At 67.7% G+C, this 18,666-nt stretch carries 6 protein-coding genes; all 6 read left to right on the top strand.

The genetic code is table 11. From position 1 onward, the window contains the following. Positions 1-104 precede the first annotated feature (104 nt). From pglW to ACGFYV_RS23965, 6 genes are read left to right on the top strand one after another with little or no spacing between them, the layout of a single operon-like run. Positions 105-4,556 (top strand): BREX system serine/threonine kinase PglW, encoded by a 4,452-nt coding sequence (gene pglW, locus ACGFYV_RS23990; RefSeq protein WP_393880487.1) that lies wholly within the window; start codon positions 105-107, stop codon positions 4,554-4,556. A gap of 14 nt (positions 4,557-4,570) precedes the next feature. Then, entirely contained in the window at positions 4,571-8,386 is a 3,816-nt protein-coding gene (gene pglX / locus ACGFYV_RS23985) for a BREX-2 system adenine-specific DNA-methyltransferase PglX (RefSeq protein ID WP_393880486.1), read from the top strand. Positions 8,387-8,391: 5 nt separating this feature from the next. After that, the gene (locus ACGFYV_RS23980) at positions 8,392-12,333 is read left to right on the top strand and encodes a PglY protein (RefSeq protein WP_393880485.1); all 3,942 of its coding nucleotides are present in this window, start codon (positions 8,392-8,394) and stop codon (positions 12,331-12,333) included. Beyond that, positions 12,333-15,143 (top strand): BREX-2 system phosphatase PglZ, encoded by a 2,811-nt coding sequence (gene pglZ / locus ACGFYV_RS23975; protein ID WP_393880484.1) that lies wholly within the window; start codon positions 12,333-12,335, stop codon positions 15,141-15,143. Before ACGFYV_RS23980 ends, pglZ begins: the two co-directional genes overlap by 1 nt. After that, a complete protein-coding gene (gene brxD / locus ACGFYV_RS23970) occupies positions 15,140-16,468 on the top strand; it encodes a BREX system ATP-binding protein BrxD (RefSeq protein WP_393880483.1) in 1,329 nt (442 codons plus the stop codon). The genes pglZ and brxD overlap by 4 nt, the downstream gene beginning before the upstream one ends. After that, positions 16,465-18,597 (top strand): DEAD/DEAH box helicase, encoded by a 2,133-nt coding sequence (locus tag ACGFYV_RS23965; RefSeq protein ID WP_393880482.1) that lies wholly within the window; start codon positions 16,465-16,467, stop codon positions 18,595-18,597. Before brxD ends, ACGFYV_RS23965 begins: the two co-directional genes overlap by 4 nt. Positions 18,598-18,666 lie beyond the last annotated feature (69 nt).

Below are 18,666 nucleotides of genomic sequence, written 5' to 3'. Positions count from 1 at the left end.
GGTCCGGTCCGACTACGACGATTTCTGGAAGCCACGATTCGCCTCATACCATCAGCCGACACGGATCCGGACGATGAGCGGATCCGCGGCGGTGGAAAGGTGCGGTGGACACGGTGGCGGCAGCAGGTGGCTCGGCGATCCCCAAGCCAGGTCCACCCAAGGTGAAGCGCTGGTACCAGACGCGGCAGTCGCCGTATCTCTGGGAGCAGACCGCCCTAGACCATATTCGTCGGCTGATGCCCGCCACCGCTCCGCACTACGCGTGGGCGACGTTCTCCTTCACCGCGGCTTCGGGCCGCATAAACGAGTGCGACCTCTTCATCGCCGTGCCGCGTGGCCTGTATCTCGTCGAGCTCAAGGGGCACCCGGGTCGGGCGATCAACAACGGTGACACCTGGTCTTTCCACGCTCCGGATGGCCGGATCCGCACCATCAGGAACCCGCTGCATCTCACGGACCTGAAGTCCAAGGAGCTCAGGTACCGGCTCCAGTGGGCACTGAACGATCTGCGGCCCGAAGGCCGTGAGCTCCGTGTTCCCCGCATAGAGCCGGTGGTCTTCCTGTCCGATTCGCAGCTGCGCAGCGAACTCGACATGGTGCAGCGCACACGGGTCTACGGACGTGACGGATACGAGACAGGCCTTCCCGCGATCTGGGGGGATCTGCTCAGTCAGCCTCCGGAGCGTGAGAACTGGCGTGTTCGTGAGGATTTCACCAGATATCTCCCGAAGTTGATGCAGAAGATCGGGGTACGGGCTTCCACGGCGCACCTCGACTTCGGCGACTGGCGTCTGGATCCGCGCCCGCTGGATGCCGGCCCCACATGGGAGGACCGGATTGCCGAGCGTCAGGACCCGGTGCGTCAGGAGGGCCGGGTCCGTATCTATCTCGTCGAGCAGCAGGCGACCGATGAGAGGCGACGCTCGACCACGCGCGCCGCCGAGCGCGAGTTCAAGGTGCTCCAGGGCATCAATCACCGTGGCATCGCGCAGGCCGTCGACTTCCGCCAGCACCAGGGCGGTCCGGCGATCCTCTTCCGGCACCGGGCGAGCGATCTCCGTCTGGATCAGTACCTCGCCGTGCATGGCGAGAAGCTGACCGAAACTGTGCGCCGCGACCTTGTGCGCCAGCTGGCCGAGGCCGTGCGCTATGCCCACCGCCGCTCGCTTTACCATCGCGCCCTCGCAGCGCGCTCGGTGTATGTCAGCGCGAAGGACAACGGCACGCACCCGACGCTGCGGATCATCGACTGGCAGGCTTCGGCCCGTCATTTCGACTCAACCACCTCGCATGCCTCCGTCGGTAACAGCTCGCTCACTCAACAGCATGTCGAGGACGCGGCGCTGTGCTACCTGGCGCCGGAGACGGACGCCGACCACCCTGACCCGGGTCAGCTGGACGTCTTCGGCCTCGGGGCCGTCGCCTACCACATCCTCACGGGCACACCGCCCGCGCTGACGCGTACGGCCCTCAAGGAGCGGCTGACCGCGGAGGGCGGACTGCACATGTACGCGGTCGACGACGCTGTCGACCCCGGTCTCGAAGAGCTGGTGTACGCCGCCACACGCCGCAGCGTCGACGACCGGCTGGAGTCCGCCGAGGCGTTCCTGGATCAGCTGGACGAGGCGGAGCAGGCCACCGCTGCTCAGGCCGTCGCCGTCGAGGCCGACCCCCTCACCGCGACTCCCGGCCAGACCGTTGACGGCGACTGGAATGTGGAGCGGGTGCTCGGCTCGGGCGCTACCGCGCGTGCGCTGTACGTGACCCGGGTCACCGAGGACGACCATGGCCGCGTGACGGAGGACAGACGTGTCCTCAAGGTCGCCTTGGATGCGGACAAGAACGCGCGCCTCGAGTCTGAGGCCCGCGCGCTGGAGCAGGTGAGCAGCAGTCGCATCGTCAAGCTGTACGGCAACGGCCCACGGACCATCGGCGGACGCCGCGTCCTCACCCTGGAGTACGCCGGTGCCGAGACGCTGGGGGAACGGCTGCGCAGCGAGGGCCGACTGCTCTATTCCAAGCTGGAGTCCTTCAGTAACGACCTGTTCACGGCCTTGGACGACCTCGCGGCCAAGGGGATGCTCCACCGCGACCTGAAGCCCGACAACCTTGGCATTACGCTCAGGGAGGACGGCGAGGAGCAGCTGATGCTCTTCGACTTCTCCCTCGCGGGGGTCCCCGACCGGGACATCAAGGCGGGTACGCGGGGCTACCTCGATCCCTTCCTCGGTTCGGCACGTCGCCCTATCTACGACGAGCACGCCGAGCGGTACGCCACCGCGGTCGTTCTCCACGAGATGGCCTCCGGCGAGCGTCCGCTGTGGGGCGACGGCTCCCGCGATCCGCTCACCGGCATGACGGACGAGACGCCTGTCCTCGCCACCGAGGCCTTCCAGCAGCGGCTCGGACCGGGGCTGGAGGACTTCTTCAAGCAGTCCCTGCACCGCGACACCGACCAGCGTTTCGAGTCGCTGCGGCAGATGCGGGACGCCTGGCGAAGGATCTTCATCGAGGCCGATCGGACCCCGGCCCCGCCGGCGAAGGGCGTGGCCGGGCTCGCGGGCACGGAAGGCCTGTCGCAGGACGAGATTCGCGACCTGCACGCCGCCAAAGCGGGGCTCGACACGTCGCTGACGCAGGCCGGGCTCACCGAACGGGCAGCGGACGCGGCCGGAGAACTTGGTGCGGACACGGTCGAGCAACTGCTGGACCTTCCCCTGACCCGATTCCGGCAGCGTGGGATCGGCCCGGCCGTCCGCAAGGAACTCACCCGGCGACACCGCCAGTGGACAGATGTGCTGCGCCCGAAGAAGTCCCGGAAGCGAGACCCCGAGGCCACGTCCCCCAAGTCCGTGGCTACGGGCGCTGCCAACGATCAGCTCGGCGCGGAGCCTGACGCCCGGCAGAGCGTCAACCGGCTCGCCGCCCTGCTCAACCCGGTCCCGCCCGGCCGCCGGGACAACAAGCGCCCCCAGGTCGTCGCCGCCTGGCTCGGGCTGGACGGTACGAGCGCGCCTGGCTCCTGGCCGACCAACCGAGAGGTGGCAACGGCAGTCGGGATCTCCGAATTCACCGTCTCCAAACACCTCACCGCGGCGGCGGAGCACTGGGTCGGGCAGCTGTGGCTGACGCAACTGCGCGAGGAACTGGCCGACATCCTGCAGGCCGCCGGGCGGATCATGACGGCCCAGGAGCTCGCGCGCGAACTGCTCGTACGGCACGGTGGGGAGGCCGACACGGTGGACGAGGCGCTGATCGCGGCCCTCGCGGTCGTACGATCCGCCCTGACCGCTGAGAACGTGCTCAAGGACCAGCAGGACGAGAACTACGAGCCCCGCTTCACCCAGGTCCGGCGCAGGGGGCGGCTGCTGGTCGCGATGACGTCCACGGACGGCTCCGACGAGCCGACCGACGACGAGCTGGCCGCGTACGCCATAGAGCTGGGGGACAAGGCGGACACACTCGCGGCCGCCGACCCCCTGCCCGATCCTGCGGCGGTCCTGCGTCTTCTGCGGGCGGTCTCCCGGCCCGAAGGCACGGACCCGTTGCCGGACACCCGGGTGGTGACCCTGGCCGCGGCCACGTCGACGAGCGCCGCCGCGTCCCCTCGGCTGGAGCTGTACCCGAGGTCCCTCAGCATGGCGCGGGCGCTGAAGATTTCACAGGCAGCAGCGGGAGTGCGCCGCGAGGTCGGCATCAGCACGGACGGCCTGCTGGCGCGGCTGCGGTCCCGCTTCCCCGAGATGGAGCTGGGGCGGCCCACCTACGTCGAAGTCGAGGACGCGCTCGCGGAAGCCGGCTTCCCGCTGAAGTACGACACGGCGGACAGCCGGTTCCGCCCGCCCGCGCCGAGTGGGGCGTCCCTCTCGGGCGGAACGTCGTCGTCCGCATCGACGACGAGCAGCGTGCTGGCGTCGATGACCGTCCAGGAGGCACGCGCGGCAGCCGGCCGCGACCCGTCCGCTCTGCTGGCGGCCAAGCTCGGCACGGCCGTACAAGAGGGTGGCTTCCTCGCCCTCAACGTGGCTGTCAAGCGCCTGCCGGGCGCGGCGGAAGCGGTGGCGGAACACTTCCCCGTACATCAGGTGAACCTCGCGGAGTTCTTCATCGAGGAGTTCCGCGCGCTCGCCTCGGAGCACGGCACGGACTGGCCGAAGGTACTGGCCGCGGACACCCGCTACACCAGAAGCGGGCAACTGCCCAACGGCCTGCGGTCGTTCGTGACCCGCGTATGGCCGCGGGTCAGGACACGACTTGACCGGATCACGACCCGGGATCCGGAAGCGGTGCTGTTCGTCCACACCGCCGGACTGCTCTCCCACTACTACGAAGCCGGCGGGCACCAGCTCCTCGTCGACCTGCAGCGGGAGGCACGCAGGCCGGGCCGGCAGCCGCACGGACTCTGGCTGCTCGTCCCCTCGCACAACCCCCGCGGAATCCCGGAATTGGACGGCCACACGGTGGAAGTGACCGGCGGCGACGCCGAGCGTGTGGTCCTGAGCGGGGACTTCCTGAGAGAACTGGCCGCCGTGCCGGCCGCTGCCGGTGAGAGATGAGAGGAACGGCAACCGTGAGCGCGCAGAGCGGAAACGGAAACCAGGACGTGCTGCTGAAGGACCTGCGCAAGCAGGTCTCGGCCCTGGAGGACGATCTGCGAGCGCGCAGTGAGTCGGTCGAGAAGTACCGCAAGCGGCTGCACGACGAGTACCGGCTGGCATACGACGCCGACCGCACCTCAGTGCCGTATGAGACCTGGCGTGACGAACGGGTCACGCAGGTCGCGGCGGCGTGGGTGCTGGCCTGCGTGTTCGTGCGCTTCTGCGAGGACAACGAGCTTCTTGAGCGGCCGTGGATCGCGGGAGTCGGCGACCGTCTGAAGGAGGCCATCGACCACGATCAGGCCTTCTTCGCGGCCAATCCGGCGATGAACGACCGTGACTGGCTGTATGAGTCCTTCCGTCATCTCGCGGGCACGAACCGGACGGTGGCCGGCCTGTTCGATGAGGCACATAACCCGCTGTGGGAGATCGAGCCCTCGTACGAGGCGGCACGAGACCTGCTGAGGTTTTGGCGGCGGGTGGACCGTGACGGGGAGATCGTCCACAGCTTTGTGGATCCCGAGCTGAGTACACGCTTCCTGGGCGACCTGTACCAGGAGCTGAGCGAGCACGCTCGGAAGACGTACGCGCTGCTGCAAACCCCCGTGTTCGTCGAGGAGTTCATCCTCGACCTGACGCTCGAACCCGCCGTGGAGGAGTTTGGCCTCGAACCGATCGTGGAGATCGTCGACGGCCATGGCAACAAGCGGGAGCTGCCTCCGGGGCTGCGGACCATCGACCCCGCGTGCGGGTCGGGGCACTTCCTGCTCGGCCTGTTCGACCGCCTGCTGGCGAAGTGGCGGGACGCGGAGAAGGGTACGGACGACTGGGCGCTGATCCGGCGGGCGCTTGAGTCGGTGCACGGGTGTGACAAGAACCCGTTCGCCGTGGCGATCGCCCGGTTCCGGCTGGTGGTGGCGGTGCTGAAGGCGTCTGGCGCGAAGAGGCTATACACCCTGCCGGACTTCCCCATCAACGTGGCGGTGGGGGACTCGCTGCTGCATGGCCGGGACGCCGGGGCCGTGGACGATGACCTGTTCTCCAGCCGGGAGCAGTTCCTGTACCGGACGGAGGACATCGACGGCTTCGTTGAGCGCTGCGATCTGCTCGGCCGATACTCGTACCACGTGGTGGTGGGCAATCCGCCGTACATCACGGTCAAGGACAAGAAGGAGAAGGCGAACTACGCCCGGGCGTACTTCGCCTGCTCCGGTAACTATGCCCTGTCCGTGCCGTTCGCACAGCGGATCTTCGAGCTGGCGCGCAGGGCGGGGGGCAGCAACCGTGACGGGGGCTTCACTGGGCAGATCACCGCGAACTCGTTCATGAAGCGGGAGTTCGGGAAGACGCTGATTGAGGCGTTCTTCCATGGTGGGCGGGAGTATACGTACAAGGACGCGAAAGGGCGGACGAGGAAGGGCGTCTTCGCGGGCGTTGAACTGACGCACATCGTTGACACGTCCGGGGCTTATATCCCCGGGCATGGGACGCCCACGGTGATTCTTGCGGGGCGAAACCAGATTGCTCGACAAGCGGATGCTATTCGGGCTGTTTTGGGAGTCCGAGGGGAGCCCGGCTACCCGGATGACCCTGCAATGGGTCACGTATGGAGGGCGATCAAGGAGCAGGTTAAGGAGGATTTCAGTGAATCGGAGTGGGCTGCGTCACTGAATGCGCCACGCGAGCGTTTTCGGGATTTCCCATGGTCGCTTCAGGGTGGCGGTGCGCATGAACTGATGAACCGTCTTGAGTTGGCGTGTGAATCGCCCCTTGGTAAGCAAGTGCGGTTGATTGGGCGTACGGCGCATACCGGTGCAGACGAGGCATATTTTGCAGCGCCGGGCGCATGGAGCCGTCGGGGAGTCGCCCGGGAATGCATCGTGCCGCTGGTTGAAGGCACGGTGATCCGGGACTGGGACTTGCGGCCGGAAACGGAATCTTTGTTTCCATACGGCGTAGATCTCGCGGCGGATGACAGCGACACAGAGGTTCGGCGCCACCTCTGGCTACACCGGTCTCATTTGCGACTGCGTCGCGAACCTGGCGGAATTCACGAAGAGATTGGGCTCACTTGGTACGAATGGAGTCGTTGGCATCCAGAACGGTTCATTGTGCCACTGGGTATTGCATTCCCCTTTGTGGCCACACACAACCACTTTGTACTCGACCGAGGTGGGAGCGTATTCAAGCAGACCGCACCGGTGATCAAGCTACCTGAAGGGGCAAGTGAAGACGCACATTTGGCATTGCTGGGAGTGCTCAACTCGTCGGCGGCTTGCTTCTGGCTGAAGCAAGTCAGCCAAGCAAAAGCCGGTGGTGGTACTGGACGTGGCATGCAAGATGAGGCCTGGGAGGAACGCTACGAATTCACTGGCACTAAACTCCAGGAATTCCCCCTCCCTGCAGATCTTTCCCTCCCCCTGAGCCGCACCCTGGACACCCTCGCTCAAGACCTCACCACCCAAGAGCCCTCCACCATCTGCACCAGAACCGATCCCCCCACCCGCCCCCGCCTCGCCACCGCCCGCACCACCTGGACCCACACCCGAGAGCAGATGATCGCCCTCCAGGAAGAGCTGGACTGGGAGGTCTACCACTCCTACGGCCTCCTTACGGACGCCGAGAAGGCCCGCCTCGTCGCCCTCTCGCCCACGCCCGCCGATGTTCCCCAAGTCAAACTCGGTGAGCGGGCGTTCGAGATCGTGCTCGCTCGCCGGCAGGCTGTCGGAGAGGTCGAGACGGCGTGGTTCGACCGCCACGGTTCCACCCCGGTCACCGAGATCCCCTCCCGCTGGCCCGACTGGTACCGCGACATCGTTCAAGCCCGCATCGACACGATCGAGAGCCGCCCGGACATCGCCCTCGTCGAGCGCCCCGGGTACAAGCGCCGTTGGGCCGCCGACCCGTGGGACAAGCGGGAGAAGGCCGCCCTGCGGGCCTGGTTGCTCGACCGATGCGAGGAGCGGAGTCTCTGGTTCCATGTCGTGGACGACTTCGAGCAGCCGCGCACTCTGACTGTCGGGCAGCTCGCCGACGAGCTCGGCAAGCGGTCCGACGCCGAAGAGATCGACGCGGTTGCCGGGCTCTACGCGACCCACCTCGGCAAGCCGAACCTCGGCCTGGAGCACGTGCTCGTCGACGTGGTCGACGCCGAGCATGTTCCGTACTTGTCCGCCTACCGCTACAAGGACAGCGGGCTGCGCAAGCGCCGGCAGTGGGAGGGGGTCTGGGAGCTGCAGCGCGAGGAGGACCGTGACGGCGTACGGCTCAGCATCCCCGTACCGCCTAAATACACAGGCGCGGACTTCGTCCGGCAGTCCTACTGGTCGAACCGCGGAAAGCTCGACGTGCCGAAGGAGCGGTTCATCTCCTACCCAGACGCGAGTCCCGGCTCCGACCCGACGCTGCTGCTGGGCTGGGCGGGATGGGACCAACGGGACCAGTCCATGGCGCTGCTGAATATCGTCAGGGATCGTGGCCGTAACGAGGCGTGGCCCGAGGAGCGGTTCGTGCCGCTGCTCGCCGGACTCGCGGAGCTGATGCCGTGGCTGCGGCAGTGGTTCGGAGACGTGGACGAGGAGTGGGGCGAGGAGTCGGCCGCCAAGGAGATCCAGAGCTTCCTGGACGCGCAGCTGACCGGCCGGGGGATCGCCCCGAGCGCTCTCTCCGACTGGCGCCCGGCCAAGAAGAGCCGCGGCCGCAGAGCAGTGGCCGATGCCACGATCGAGGCGCAGCAGACCACTATTGATGACAATGGCATCAACGACGGCAACGGGGAACAGGACTGACCACGATGGGCAGCAGTAGCAGCACTGGCAGTGACGGGCAGCTCTACCTTCGCGACGTACTCGACATGCCCGAGTCCGTGCTGGCGGGGAAGTTCAAAGTCGAGCTGTCCGACGGCTTCGACCAGGCAACGGAGCGCGTCAACGAGTACGTGGTCACTGACCAGTTGGAGCTGGCGCTGCGCCGGGCACTGAAGGTCGTACAGGACTCCGTGCAGGGCGGGGACTCCAACGCGGCGTATCTGCACGGCTCGTACGGCTCCGGTAAGAGCCACTTCATGACCGTGCTGCACGCCATCCTGTCCGGCAACCCGGCCGCGCGTGCGAAGCCGAGGCTCCAGCCGGTCATCGCGGAGCACGATGTGTGGCTGCGGGACCGGAAGTTCCTCATGGTGCCCTACCACTTGGTCGGCTCGACCGACCTGGACTCGGCGCTCCTGGGCGGTTACGTCACCGCGGTGACCAGGCTTCATCCGAATGCTCCGGTGCCGCCCGTCTACCGGGTGGACGCCATGTTCGCCGACGCGCGTCGGCAGCGTGACTTCACTGGTGACGACGCCGAGTTCATCCGCTGGCTGGGCAACCCCGACCTACCGAGGGAGAGAGCCGGGAACGTCCGGAGCGCGGCGACGGACGACGAGGACGACCTCGAAGACCTCGACGCCGCCGAGGCCCCCTCGGTGTGGACCAGTGACCTGCTCGACCGGGCGTTCGCCGCCGCCTCCGGCGACAGGCACCGGGACTGGCTGGCCTCGGCTCTGCTCTCCGGCCCGTTCGCGTCGTACTCCCAGGGCGCGCTCGGCGCCAAGGACGCGTTCGTGCCATTGGAGAACGGCCTGGATATCATCAGCCGGCACGCCAAGGCGCTCGGCTACGACGGCCTGATCCTGTTCATCGACGAACTGATCCTCTGGCTCCAGGCACATCTCAATGAGCAGTCCTTCGTCAACAGCGAGATCGACAAGCTGGTCAAGCTGATCGAGTCCGGGGTGAGTGGCCGTCCCCTGCCCGTGGTGTCGTTCATCTCCCGCCAGCGCGACCTGGCCGAGCTGATCGGCGCGAACGCGGTCGGAGCCGATGTCAAGAACCTGGAGAGCCGGGTCAACTACCTCTCCGGACGCATCGACACGATCACCGTCGAGGACAAGAACCTCCCGGAGATCATCAAGGAGCGCGTCCTCAAGCCCAAGAACGCCGCGGCACGCGCTGCCCTGGACACGGCCTTCTCCCGGCTCGAGACCTCCAACCAGTCCGTGCGGGACGTGCTGCTGGACGCGAACGGCATCACGCACGCGGACTGGGCGGACTTCAAGGCCCTCTACCCGGTCTCTCCTGTGCTCCTCAACGTGCTCGTGGCGTTGTCGAGCGCGTTGCAGCGCGAACGCACCGGTCTGAAGCTGCTGCAGCAGGTGCTCAACCGGCGGCGCGCGGACATGAAAGTCGGCCAGCTCGTTCCCTTGGGCGACCTGTGGGACGTACTGGTCGACGGAATGGGCGAGGCGTTCACCGACCGGCTGCGCAGCGATGCCGACGCGGCGATCCGCTTCTACGGCAGGGTGCAGGCGCACCTTGAGCAGAAGTACAAGTCAGCGGACGGCAAGCCGGCGGACAGTGAGAAGTTCAAGGCCGACGACCGGTTCATCAAGACGATGCTGCTCGCCTATCTCGCCCCGGAGGTGCCCGCGCTGACGCGGCTCACCGGCCCGCGGCTGGCGGCTCTGAATCACGGGTCGATCCGCTCCCGCACCGGTCAGACGGACAGCCTGGCGATCACACGGATGCGGGAACTACAGGCGGCGTTCCCCGGTGAGCTGCGCAGCGACGGAAACGAGGCCGACCCGGTCTTCACCCTCCACCTGTCGGACCTGGACGTGGAGCCGATCCTGGACAGCGTGGGGGAGAAGGACTCCACCGGTGCTCGTAAAAGGTGGGTGCAGGAGTGGCTGTGGCGGGAGCTGAGGGTTCCGGACGAGGGCGAGCTGGTCAGCGAGCGGGAAATCGTCTGGCACGGCACCCGTCGCACCGCCGAGTTCGTCTTCGAGGACGTGTCCGAGAAAAACGTCCTGCCGGACGGACAGTTCGAGCCGGGTTCCCCGGACCGGATCCGCTTCGTCATCGGCTACCCCGGCAACCCGGACGCGAAGATCACCGCTGACGAGATCCGGGTCTTCCGCCTGCAGCGCGAGAACCCGGACGCGGCGACGGTCGTGTGGCTGCCGTCGTTCCTGTCCAGTCAGCGTGGCAAGCAGCTCGGCCGCCTGCTGAAGATCAACTACCTTCTGGACCGCGATCACCTGAGGGACTTCGCAACGCACCTGTCCTCGGACGACCAGGTGCGGGTCAGGCACCAGCTGGAGGCGCAGCGCGACACCCTCAACGGGGAGCTCTCCCGGGTGCTGCACCAGGCGTACGGTCTCGCCAAGGCGAACGAGGCCGACTTCAGCTCCGAGGTCACCGACGGGAAGCACGTGCACGCGCTGTTCGCGGGGCACACGCCACAGCTCCAGGGCGGCGGCAGCTTCGAGTACAACCTGCTGAAGCTGTCCGACGGACTCTTCGACGCGAAGTACCCGAAACACCCGAACTTCGACCGCGGGGAGAGCCGCAAGCCGGTCACCACAGCGAAGTTCAAGATGGTGTACGGCTGGATCGCGAAGGCCATGGACGCCGGTGGCCGGGTCGTCGTCGACGGCAAGGAGATCGCCGACGTCGCGCGGGTGGTGCATGCGCTGGAACTCGGCGAGGTGCACGACGGACCGCTGACCATCGGTGTCGACTGGATGCGCGAGATCAACCGGCAGGCCGACCACCACGGGGCGAAGGGCGACTACTCCGTCGAGGACATCCGGGTCTGGATCGCCGAGCTGGGCTGGACCGGGCTGGACACCATCGTCTCGAACCTGGTGATCGCGACGTACGCCCTGCTGTCGGACCGGTCCTGGGTCCTCAACGGCAAGCCGGAGCCCACAGCACCCATGCTGGACCAGATCGGCTCCGGCTGGGCGCTGCGCGCGCAGGAACTGCCCAGCAAGGAGGAGTTCGCCGCCGCGCACACCAAGGCCGCGCTGCTGCTGGTGACGGACGTGCCCGCGCTGCCGTACGCCCGGAACGTCAACGCGCTGGCGACGGCGGTCCGGGAGAAGGCCGGGGAGCACGAGAACGACGTCATCGGTCTGCGGCACTCGCTGGCCAAGCACCGGGCCGCACTGGGTGTTTCGGGCGAGGCACTGACGGTTCGCGAGCAGGCGGTGCGGGACGCGGCCGACCTGCTGGCCCGGATCAAGCAGAACCATGACGCGACGGGACTGGCCCGAGACCTCGCGGCAGCCACGTACTCGACGACCGACCTGGTCCTGGGCAAGACCGTTTCTTCCGCGAAGGCCGTCCTGGACGCGCTGGACAACACCGACTGGGAACTCATCGAGAGCGTCCGGAAGTACACCGACCGCGGTGACGGTCTCGCCGACCGCTCGGAGCGGCTGCTCGCCCAGATTGCCGAGGCTGCCTCGAACGACGAGTACGACACCGCGCTCGCCCCGGTGCTGAAGCAGGCCCGCAGCAAGGCGGTGGAACTGATCAACGAGGCCGCGCGGCTGAGTACGGTCGCGCCGCCGGTTCCCCCGCAGCCGCCGGTTCCCCCGCAGCAAGGGCCTGGCCAGCCCTCGGCGGAGCCTCAAGACGAATTCCCGCAGTCCACGCCAGGGACCACGGGTCCCAAAGCGCCTTCTCAGCCGTCGGCACCCTCGTCCCCCGCCCCGCAGGCCCGACGGGTCGTCGTCGCAGGTGACAGCACCTTGGAAACGGCGCTCGGCAGTGCGCTCGCCGATGTCCGTGAACAGATCCAGAGCTATGCCGCCGCCCATCCCGGTGCCAAGATTGAGATCAACTGGCAGGTGGTGCAGCCCGACCACGAGAGCTGGCACGCCCCGGCGGGCCACGAGGACGACTGATGGGGGCGATCGTGCCCGAACTCGACCAGCGTGTCATCACCGGACTGCTCGCCACGCACCTTCCGCGTGCGAAGGGCAGACAGCTGATGCTGGTGCACGGGCGGTACGCCGAGACGGCGGCCAAGGTGTTCACCGTGCCGGACGGCGAGGGCGATCGGCGCAGCGTCCATGTCGCACACGCGACCTCGGTGCTCGGCATCACCGACGCCTGGCAGGAACACCGGGCCCAGCACGGCTCCGACCTCCTCGTGGTCACCACGGACGTGGCCGACGAGCGGGTCGGCGTCGACCTGCTCGGCGAGATGATGCGCTCGCGCACGATCACCGTGGACGAGGCGGACATCGTCAAGCAGCTCTTCGGAGCCGCCGACCTCGACCCCCGTATGCGACGCGATCCGTGGCTCTGGCTGCCGGCCGCGCTGATCGCGGCCGAGCCGCGGGAGGGATGGCCGCAACGAGGGACCGTGCTCACGCTGGACGCGGCGATGCGCGCCCTGGTCGGCGTACGGCTGGGCCTTGAGGGAGTGTTCGAGGGCGGAGCGTCCGTGGACGTCGATGCCCTCCTTGCCTGGTCCCAGCAGCCCGGCGGCCCTGACCGCTTCGCCGTGCTGCCCGAGGCCGAGCAACAGGGGATCGCCGACTGGCTGGAACAGCGTGCGGGCGAAGCCGCGCCACTGCTGCTGCGGCTTGCCGTGAGCGGCCTCGGCCCCCGGGCCACGGCACTGGGGCTGCTCTCCTCCGTGCTGTCCGAAAGCGGGGACCCCTCTTCGGCGGACGCCGCCTTGGCTCTTGGCTCGCTGCTCAACGGCGTTCGCTTCAGGCCGTCCGAACTTCGTGCCTTCACCAGCGCGGTGGAGGGCACGCTGACCCGCTGGATCGGCGAGGCCGCCGGACGGGGGACGCAGAGTGAGCAGGCTCGCCACCGGGTGCTCGACGTGGTGCGGCAGGCCGACCAGCTGGCCGACAGCGTCCATCTGACCGGTGTGCTGGCGGACAACCCGTTCCTGCCGTCCGGTTTCCAGGAGCGGCTGCGCCGCCTGGCCGAGGCCCTGTCCGAGAGTGCCGACGCCGCACAGGCCGCGTGGGAGTTCGTACGGGAGCACCAGCTGGCGCCGTCGTTCTACCCCGAGCGAGTTGAACTCGCGCGCATGGCGGTGAGGTTGAGGCGCTGGCTGGACCAGGACATCCCCGGGGTGTCCTCGGTTGGGCAAGCCGTTCAGGCACACGTCACGGACTGGGGATGGGTGGACCGAGCGCTCGCCCAGCTGTGGCAGGGGGACACCGTCGCGGATCCTGTAGTCGACGAGGCGTACGGAAATCTGCACGACGCCGCGCGCCAACGGCGGCACCTCCTCGACGAGGCTTTCGCGAGCTGTCTGGCCCGGTGGACGCAGGACGCCCGTCCGAACCGGCCGGGCGGAGACCTGCTCATCGAGAACGTCCTGAACGAGGTGGCCCGGCCGTTGGCGGACGCGGCGCATCCTCCGCTGGTGGTCGTCCTGACGGGCATGACCGGTGCTGTCGCTGCCGAGTTGGGCGAGGAACTGACCAGCACGGGCCGGTGGATCGAACTCGGCGAAGGAGGGCTGAGAAGGGCGGCGGTCGCACTGATGCCCTCGGTGACGGCCGTCTGCCGTGCATCACTCCTCAGCGGTCGCCCTGTCCTGGGAGGACCGGAGGAGGAGAAGGAGAACTTCATCGCGTTCTGGCAAGAGCACGACCACACGGCGTCCCTCTTCCACAAGAGCGATATACCGGCTGAAGTGGGGCATCGGCTCCACGACCGGCTCATCTCGGCGATCGCCATGGACGAGGTAGTCGGTGTCGTCCTCGACACGATCGACGAAAGCCTCGACCATGGTCGGCAGAGTCCGGGCGGCCCGTGGACCGTGGACAGCGTGACGTACCTGCCCGAGCTGCTGAACACGGCACGTGCGCAAGGGCGTCCGGTGGTGCTGGTGTCCGCTCACGGGCATGTCCAGGACCGGGACAGCAGATCGGCGATGCCGGCTCTGGCCGAGGACGTGGAGGCGGCGCGTTGGCGCACCGGACCGGCAGGCGACGGCGAAGTCACCCTGGACGGGCCACGCGTCCTGGAGAACGGTGGCCGGATCACGGCGGCCTGGTCGGAGGAGATCCACTACACGCCCGGCAAAGCCGGATACCGGGGAGGCGCTGCCCTGGCCGAGATGGCCGTGCCGGTGCTCGTACTGGCACCCACCGACGAGGTGGCCCCGGAAGGCTGGGCGACAGTGCCCCGAGAATCGGTCGAGCCTTCCTGGTGGGAGCGGTCGGCGGAACCGGTCTCACCCTTCGTTCCCGCCGCGGAGCCGAAGCTGACGAAGAAGCCAGCCAGGAAAACCGGCCCGCGTCCGAAGACGGTGGCAACGAACGATGCGCCCGTCGACGACGAAACGGCCAAGGCGCCCACCGCGCAGAATCCACCGATGGAGGAAGCACCTGAACCTGAGCAGTCCCTGGGCTGGCGCGTCGTCTCCACCAAGATCTATGACCACCAGAAAGCCTTCGTACGCAGGGCACCGGACCGCAAGGTCGTCGCGGCCGTCGTCGACGCCCTCGACGCGGCAGGCGGCACGCTCTCGCTGGCGGCGGTGGTCGCCGCCGTCACCGCATCGGGCGGCCGAGCACCCAGCCGTCCCGAGGGGATCGTCACCGTCCTGACCCGCCTGCTCAACGTGGAGGGCTACGACGTCATCAACCTGATCGATACACGGACCAGAGTGCGACTCAACCGAGACCAGCTGATCCAGCAGTTCGAGCTGACCCAGGCAGAAGGCGGAGTGGCATGAGTACTCCGCTCGTGAGCGCAGCCCGCCGCCGCGAGGTCATCGACGCACTGCGGCGCGGAACCGTACCCCAGACCGGCCTCGATCTCTTCGCCGTCGGCTTGGACAGGTTCGCCCCGGCGCTGGATGAACGCATCTCCACGACCGCTACCGGTGGTGCCGCCTTCCACGCCATCCGCGGCGAGTACGGATCCGGCAAGACGTTCTTCGCCCGCTGGCTCGCGGAACGCGCCAAAAGGGCCGGTCTCGCCACCGCCGAGATCCAGATCTCGGAGACCGAAACCCCGTTGCACAAACTGGAGACGGTGTATCGGCGGCTGACGGAGCGGCTGACGACTGCGACCCAACAGCCCAGCGCCCTGCGGTCCGTGATAGACGGCTGGTTCTACGCCCTCGAAGAGGATGCCAGCGAGACTCGTCCCGACCTCGCTGACGACAGTGCGGGCCTGGAGGCAGCGGTCGACGCGCTGATGGAAGAACGCCTGCGGACGGTGGCACGGACCACCCCCGCCTTTTCGGCCGCGCTGCGCGGATATCGCAGGGCCACCATGGATGGGGACGCGGCCACTGCCGAGGCGCTCATCGCCTGGCTCGGCGGCCAGAAGTCGGTGGCTGCGTCGGCACGGCGTGCCGCCGGTGTGCGAGGCGACCTGGACCACTTCGCCGCACTCGGTTTCCTGCAGGGACTCCTGACCGTGCTGAAGGACTGCGGTCACCCGGGCCTGCTGATCGTTCTCGACGAGATCGAAACGCTGCAGCGTGTGCGCGGCGACGTACGAGAGAAGGGCCTCAACGCGCTGCGTCAACTTCTGGACGAGATCGATACAGGACGCTTTCCCGGCCTCTTCCTGGTCATCACAGGCACGCCTGCCTTCTATGACGGGCAGCAGGGCGTCCAGCGGCTTCCGCCGCTCGCTCAGCGCCTGGCCACCGACTTCACCACCGATCCGCGCTTCGACAACCCGCGGGCCGTACAGCTGCGGCTCAGCGGCTTCGACCTACAGCGTCTGGGAGAACTCGGCCGTTCGGTGAGGGACCTGTACGCAGGAGCAGCTCGGAACCCGGACAGGATCGCATCGCTGGTCGACGACGCGTACGTCTCCGAACTGGCCACGGCTATGACGAGCAGGCTCGGTGGACGGGCGGGCATTGCGCCCCGTCTGTTCCTGCGCAAACTCGTCGCAGACGTGCTGGACAGGGTCGACGAGTTCGAGGACTTCGATCCCCGCAGGGATTATGCCCTGACGGTGAACACGGCCGAACTGAGCGAGATCGAGCGCAACGCAGCAGCCGACACCGCCGACGACATCGAGCTGGAGTTGCCGTGACCGGAGCTCCCGAACCACTCGACCACCTCCACCCCGGTCTGATCCACCACATCGTCAACTCTCTTGGCTGGCCCGCGCTCCGTCCCCTGCAGGAGGAGGCGATCACGCCGCTCCTCGACGGCTCTGACGCCGTCCTGCTCGCGCCGACCGCCGGCGGCAAGACCGAGGCCGCGACCTTCCCCCTGCTGTCGAAGATGGCTCAGGAGCGGTGGACGGGTACCTCGGTGCTCTATGTCTGTCCGCTCAAGGCACTCCTCAACAACCTCCTGCCCCGCCTTGAGACGTACACCGCATGGCTGGGCCGCACGGCCGCGCTATGGCACGGCGACGTGCCGCACACGCGGCGCAAGCGCATCCTGCGCGAGCGCCCGGACATATTGCTGACCACGCCGGAATCCCTCGAAGCGATGTTGGTCAGCGTGAACGTCGACCACCGTGCCTTCTTCTCGGGACTGCAGGCGATCGTCGTCGACGAAGTCCACGCCTTCGCCGGCGACGACCGAGGCTGGCATCTGTTGGCCGTTCTCGAACGGCTGGAGCGGGTGGTGGAGCGGCCGGTACAACGTGTGGGGCTCTCGGCAACCGTCGGCAACCCGGAGCAACTGCTGAACTGGCTACAGGGTTCCGGCGCCGGGAAGCGCGCGGCACAGGTCGTCGCCCCCCATCTCCGCGAAGAGTCCCCCACGCTGCCGCCGCCTGGCAACATCCAGCTCGACTTCGTCGGCTCGCTGACGAACGCCGCGACGGTGATCGCATCCCTGCACCGAGGCGAGAAGCGCCTGGTGTTCTGCGAAGCACGCAGACAGGTCGAGGAACTCGGGGCTGCCCTGCGTGCCAAGGGAGTCACCACCTTCTTGTCCCACGCCTCGCTGTCCGTGGAGGAGCGCAGGAAGGCCGAGGAGGCCTTCGCCGAGGCCCGCGACTGTGTGATCGTCTCCACCAGCACTCTCGAACTCGGCATCGACGTAGGCGACTTGGACCGGGTTATCCAGATCGACGCACCCGGAACCGTAGCGTCGTTCCTACAACGTCTTGGGCGCACAGGCCGCCGACCTGGCTCGGTCCGCAACTGCCTCTTCCTCGCCCTGGACGAAAGCGGTCTGCTCAGTGTGTCCGCCCTGCTCCTGCTGTGGTCACGCGGCTGGGTCGAACCGGTGGTGGCTCCACCTGAGCCTCGCCACATCGCCGCCCAGCAGATCCTTGCGCTCTGTCTGCAGGAACACCGTGTCGGCGACCAGCTGTGGAAAGAGTGGTGGGGCGGGCTCGGCCCCTTCGGGCCATCCGCCGAGCCGATCCTGCGGCACCTCGTCCAGGAGGGGTATCTGGATCAGGACGGCGGAATGCTATTCATCGGCCCCGAAGCCGAACGCCGCTTCGGATACCGCCACTTTATGGATCTCACGGCCGTATTCACTGCGGCCCCAGAGTTCACGGTGCTTGCAGGCCGCAGTGAGATCGGTACGACCGACCCGGCACTGCTCACGGACGAGATCGCCGGCCCGCGCCGCCTGCTCCTTGCGGGCCGCAGCTGGCAGGTGACCCACATCGACTGGTCACGACGCCGCTGCTTCGTCGAGCCGGTGGACAGCGGTGGCCGCGCCCGGTGGGGAGGAGCAGGCCTCGTCCGGGCCGCATCGTACGAACTCGCTCGTGCGGCCCGGGAAGTGCTGCTCGGCGCCGACCCGCCCGTCGTCCTGACCCGACGCGCCCAGACCGCCCTCGCCGAAGCACGCGACCACAGCGCCGAGCTGGTGCACACTGACGGAACAGTGATCGTACGAGGTGGCCGGGACACCAATGTGCGCTGGTGGACCTGGGCCGGCTACCGGGCCAACGCCACGCTGGCCGCGACGCTCACCACGGTCGCTGACCCGCTGCAACGGCCCACCGATGCCTATCTGCGGCTCCGCGAGGACGTGACCGTCGAGGAATGGAGTAAGGCGGTTACCGAGGCGACCAATCAGTTGTGCCTGCCCGCCGTGGATGCCCGAGCACTCAATGGTCTAAAGTTCAGCGCTGCGCTCCCGCCTCGGCTCGCGGAGGCCACACTCGCCGTTCGTCTCGCGGATCTGTACGGCGCGGCGGCCATCCTGCGGGAGCCGTCGAGATTCACGGAAATGGGATACTGACGGGTCACGGAAGCTGTGCCCGACGATCAACACGGGCCCGCGCAAGGAGCAGCGGCTGTGGGTCTACGT

It is taken from the genome of Streptomyces sp. NPDC048297 (assembly GCF_043201585.1).
GTDB lineage: Bacteria > Actinomycetota > Actinomycetes > Streptomycetales > Streptomycetaceae > Streptomyces.
Note: the sequence above shows the minus strand (reverse complement) of the source record. Positions and strands in the feature narration are given on the sequence as shown.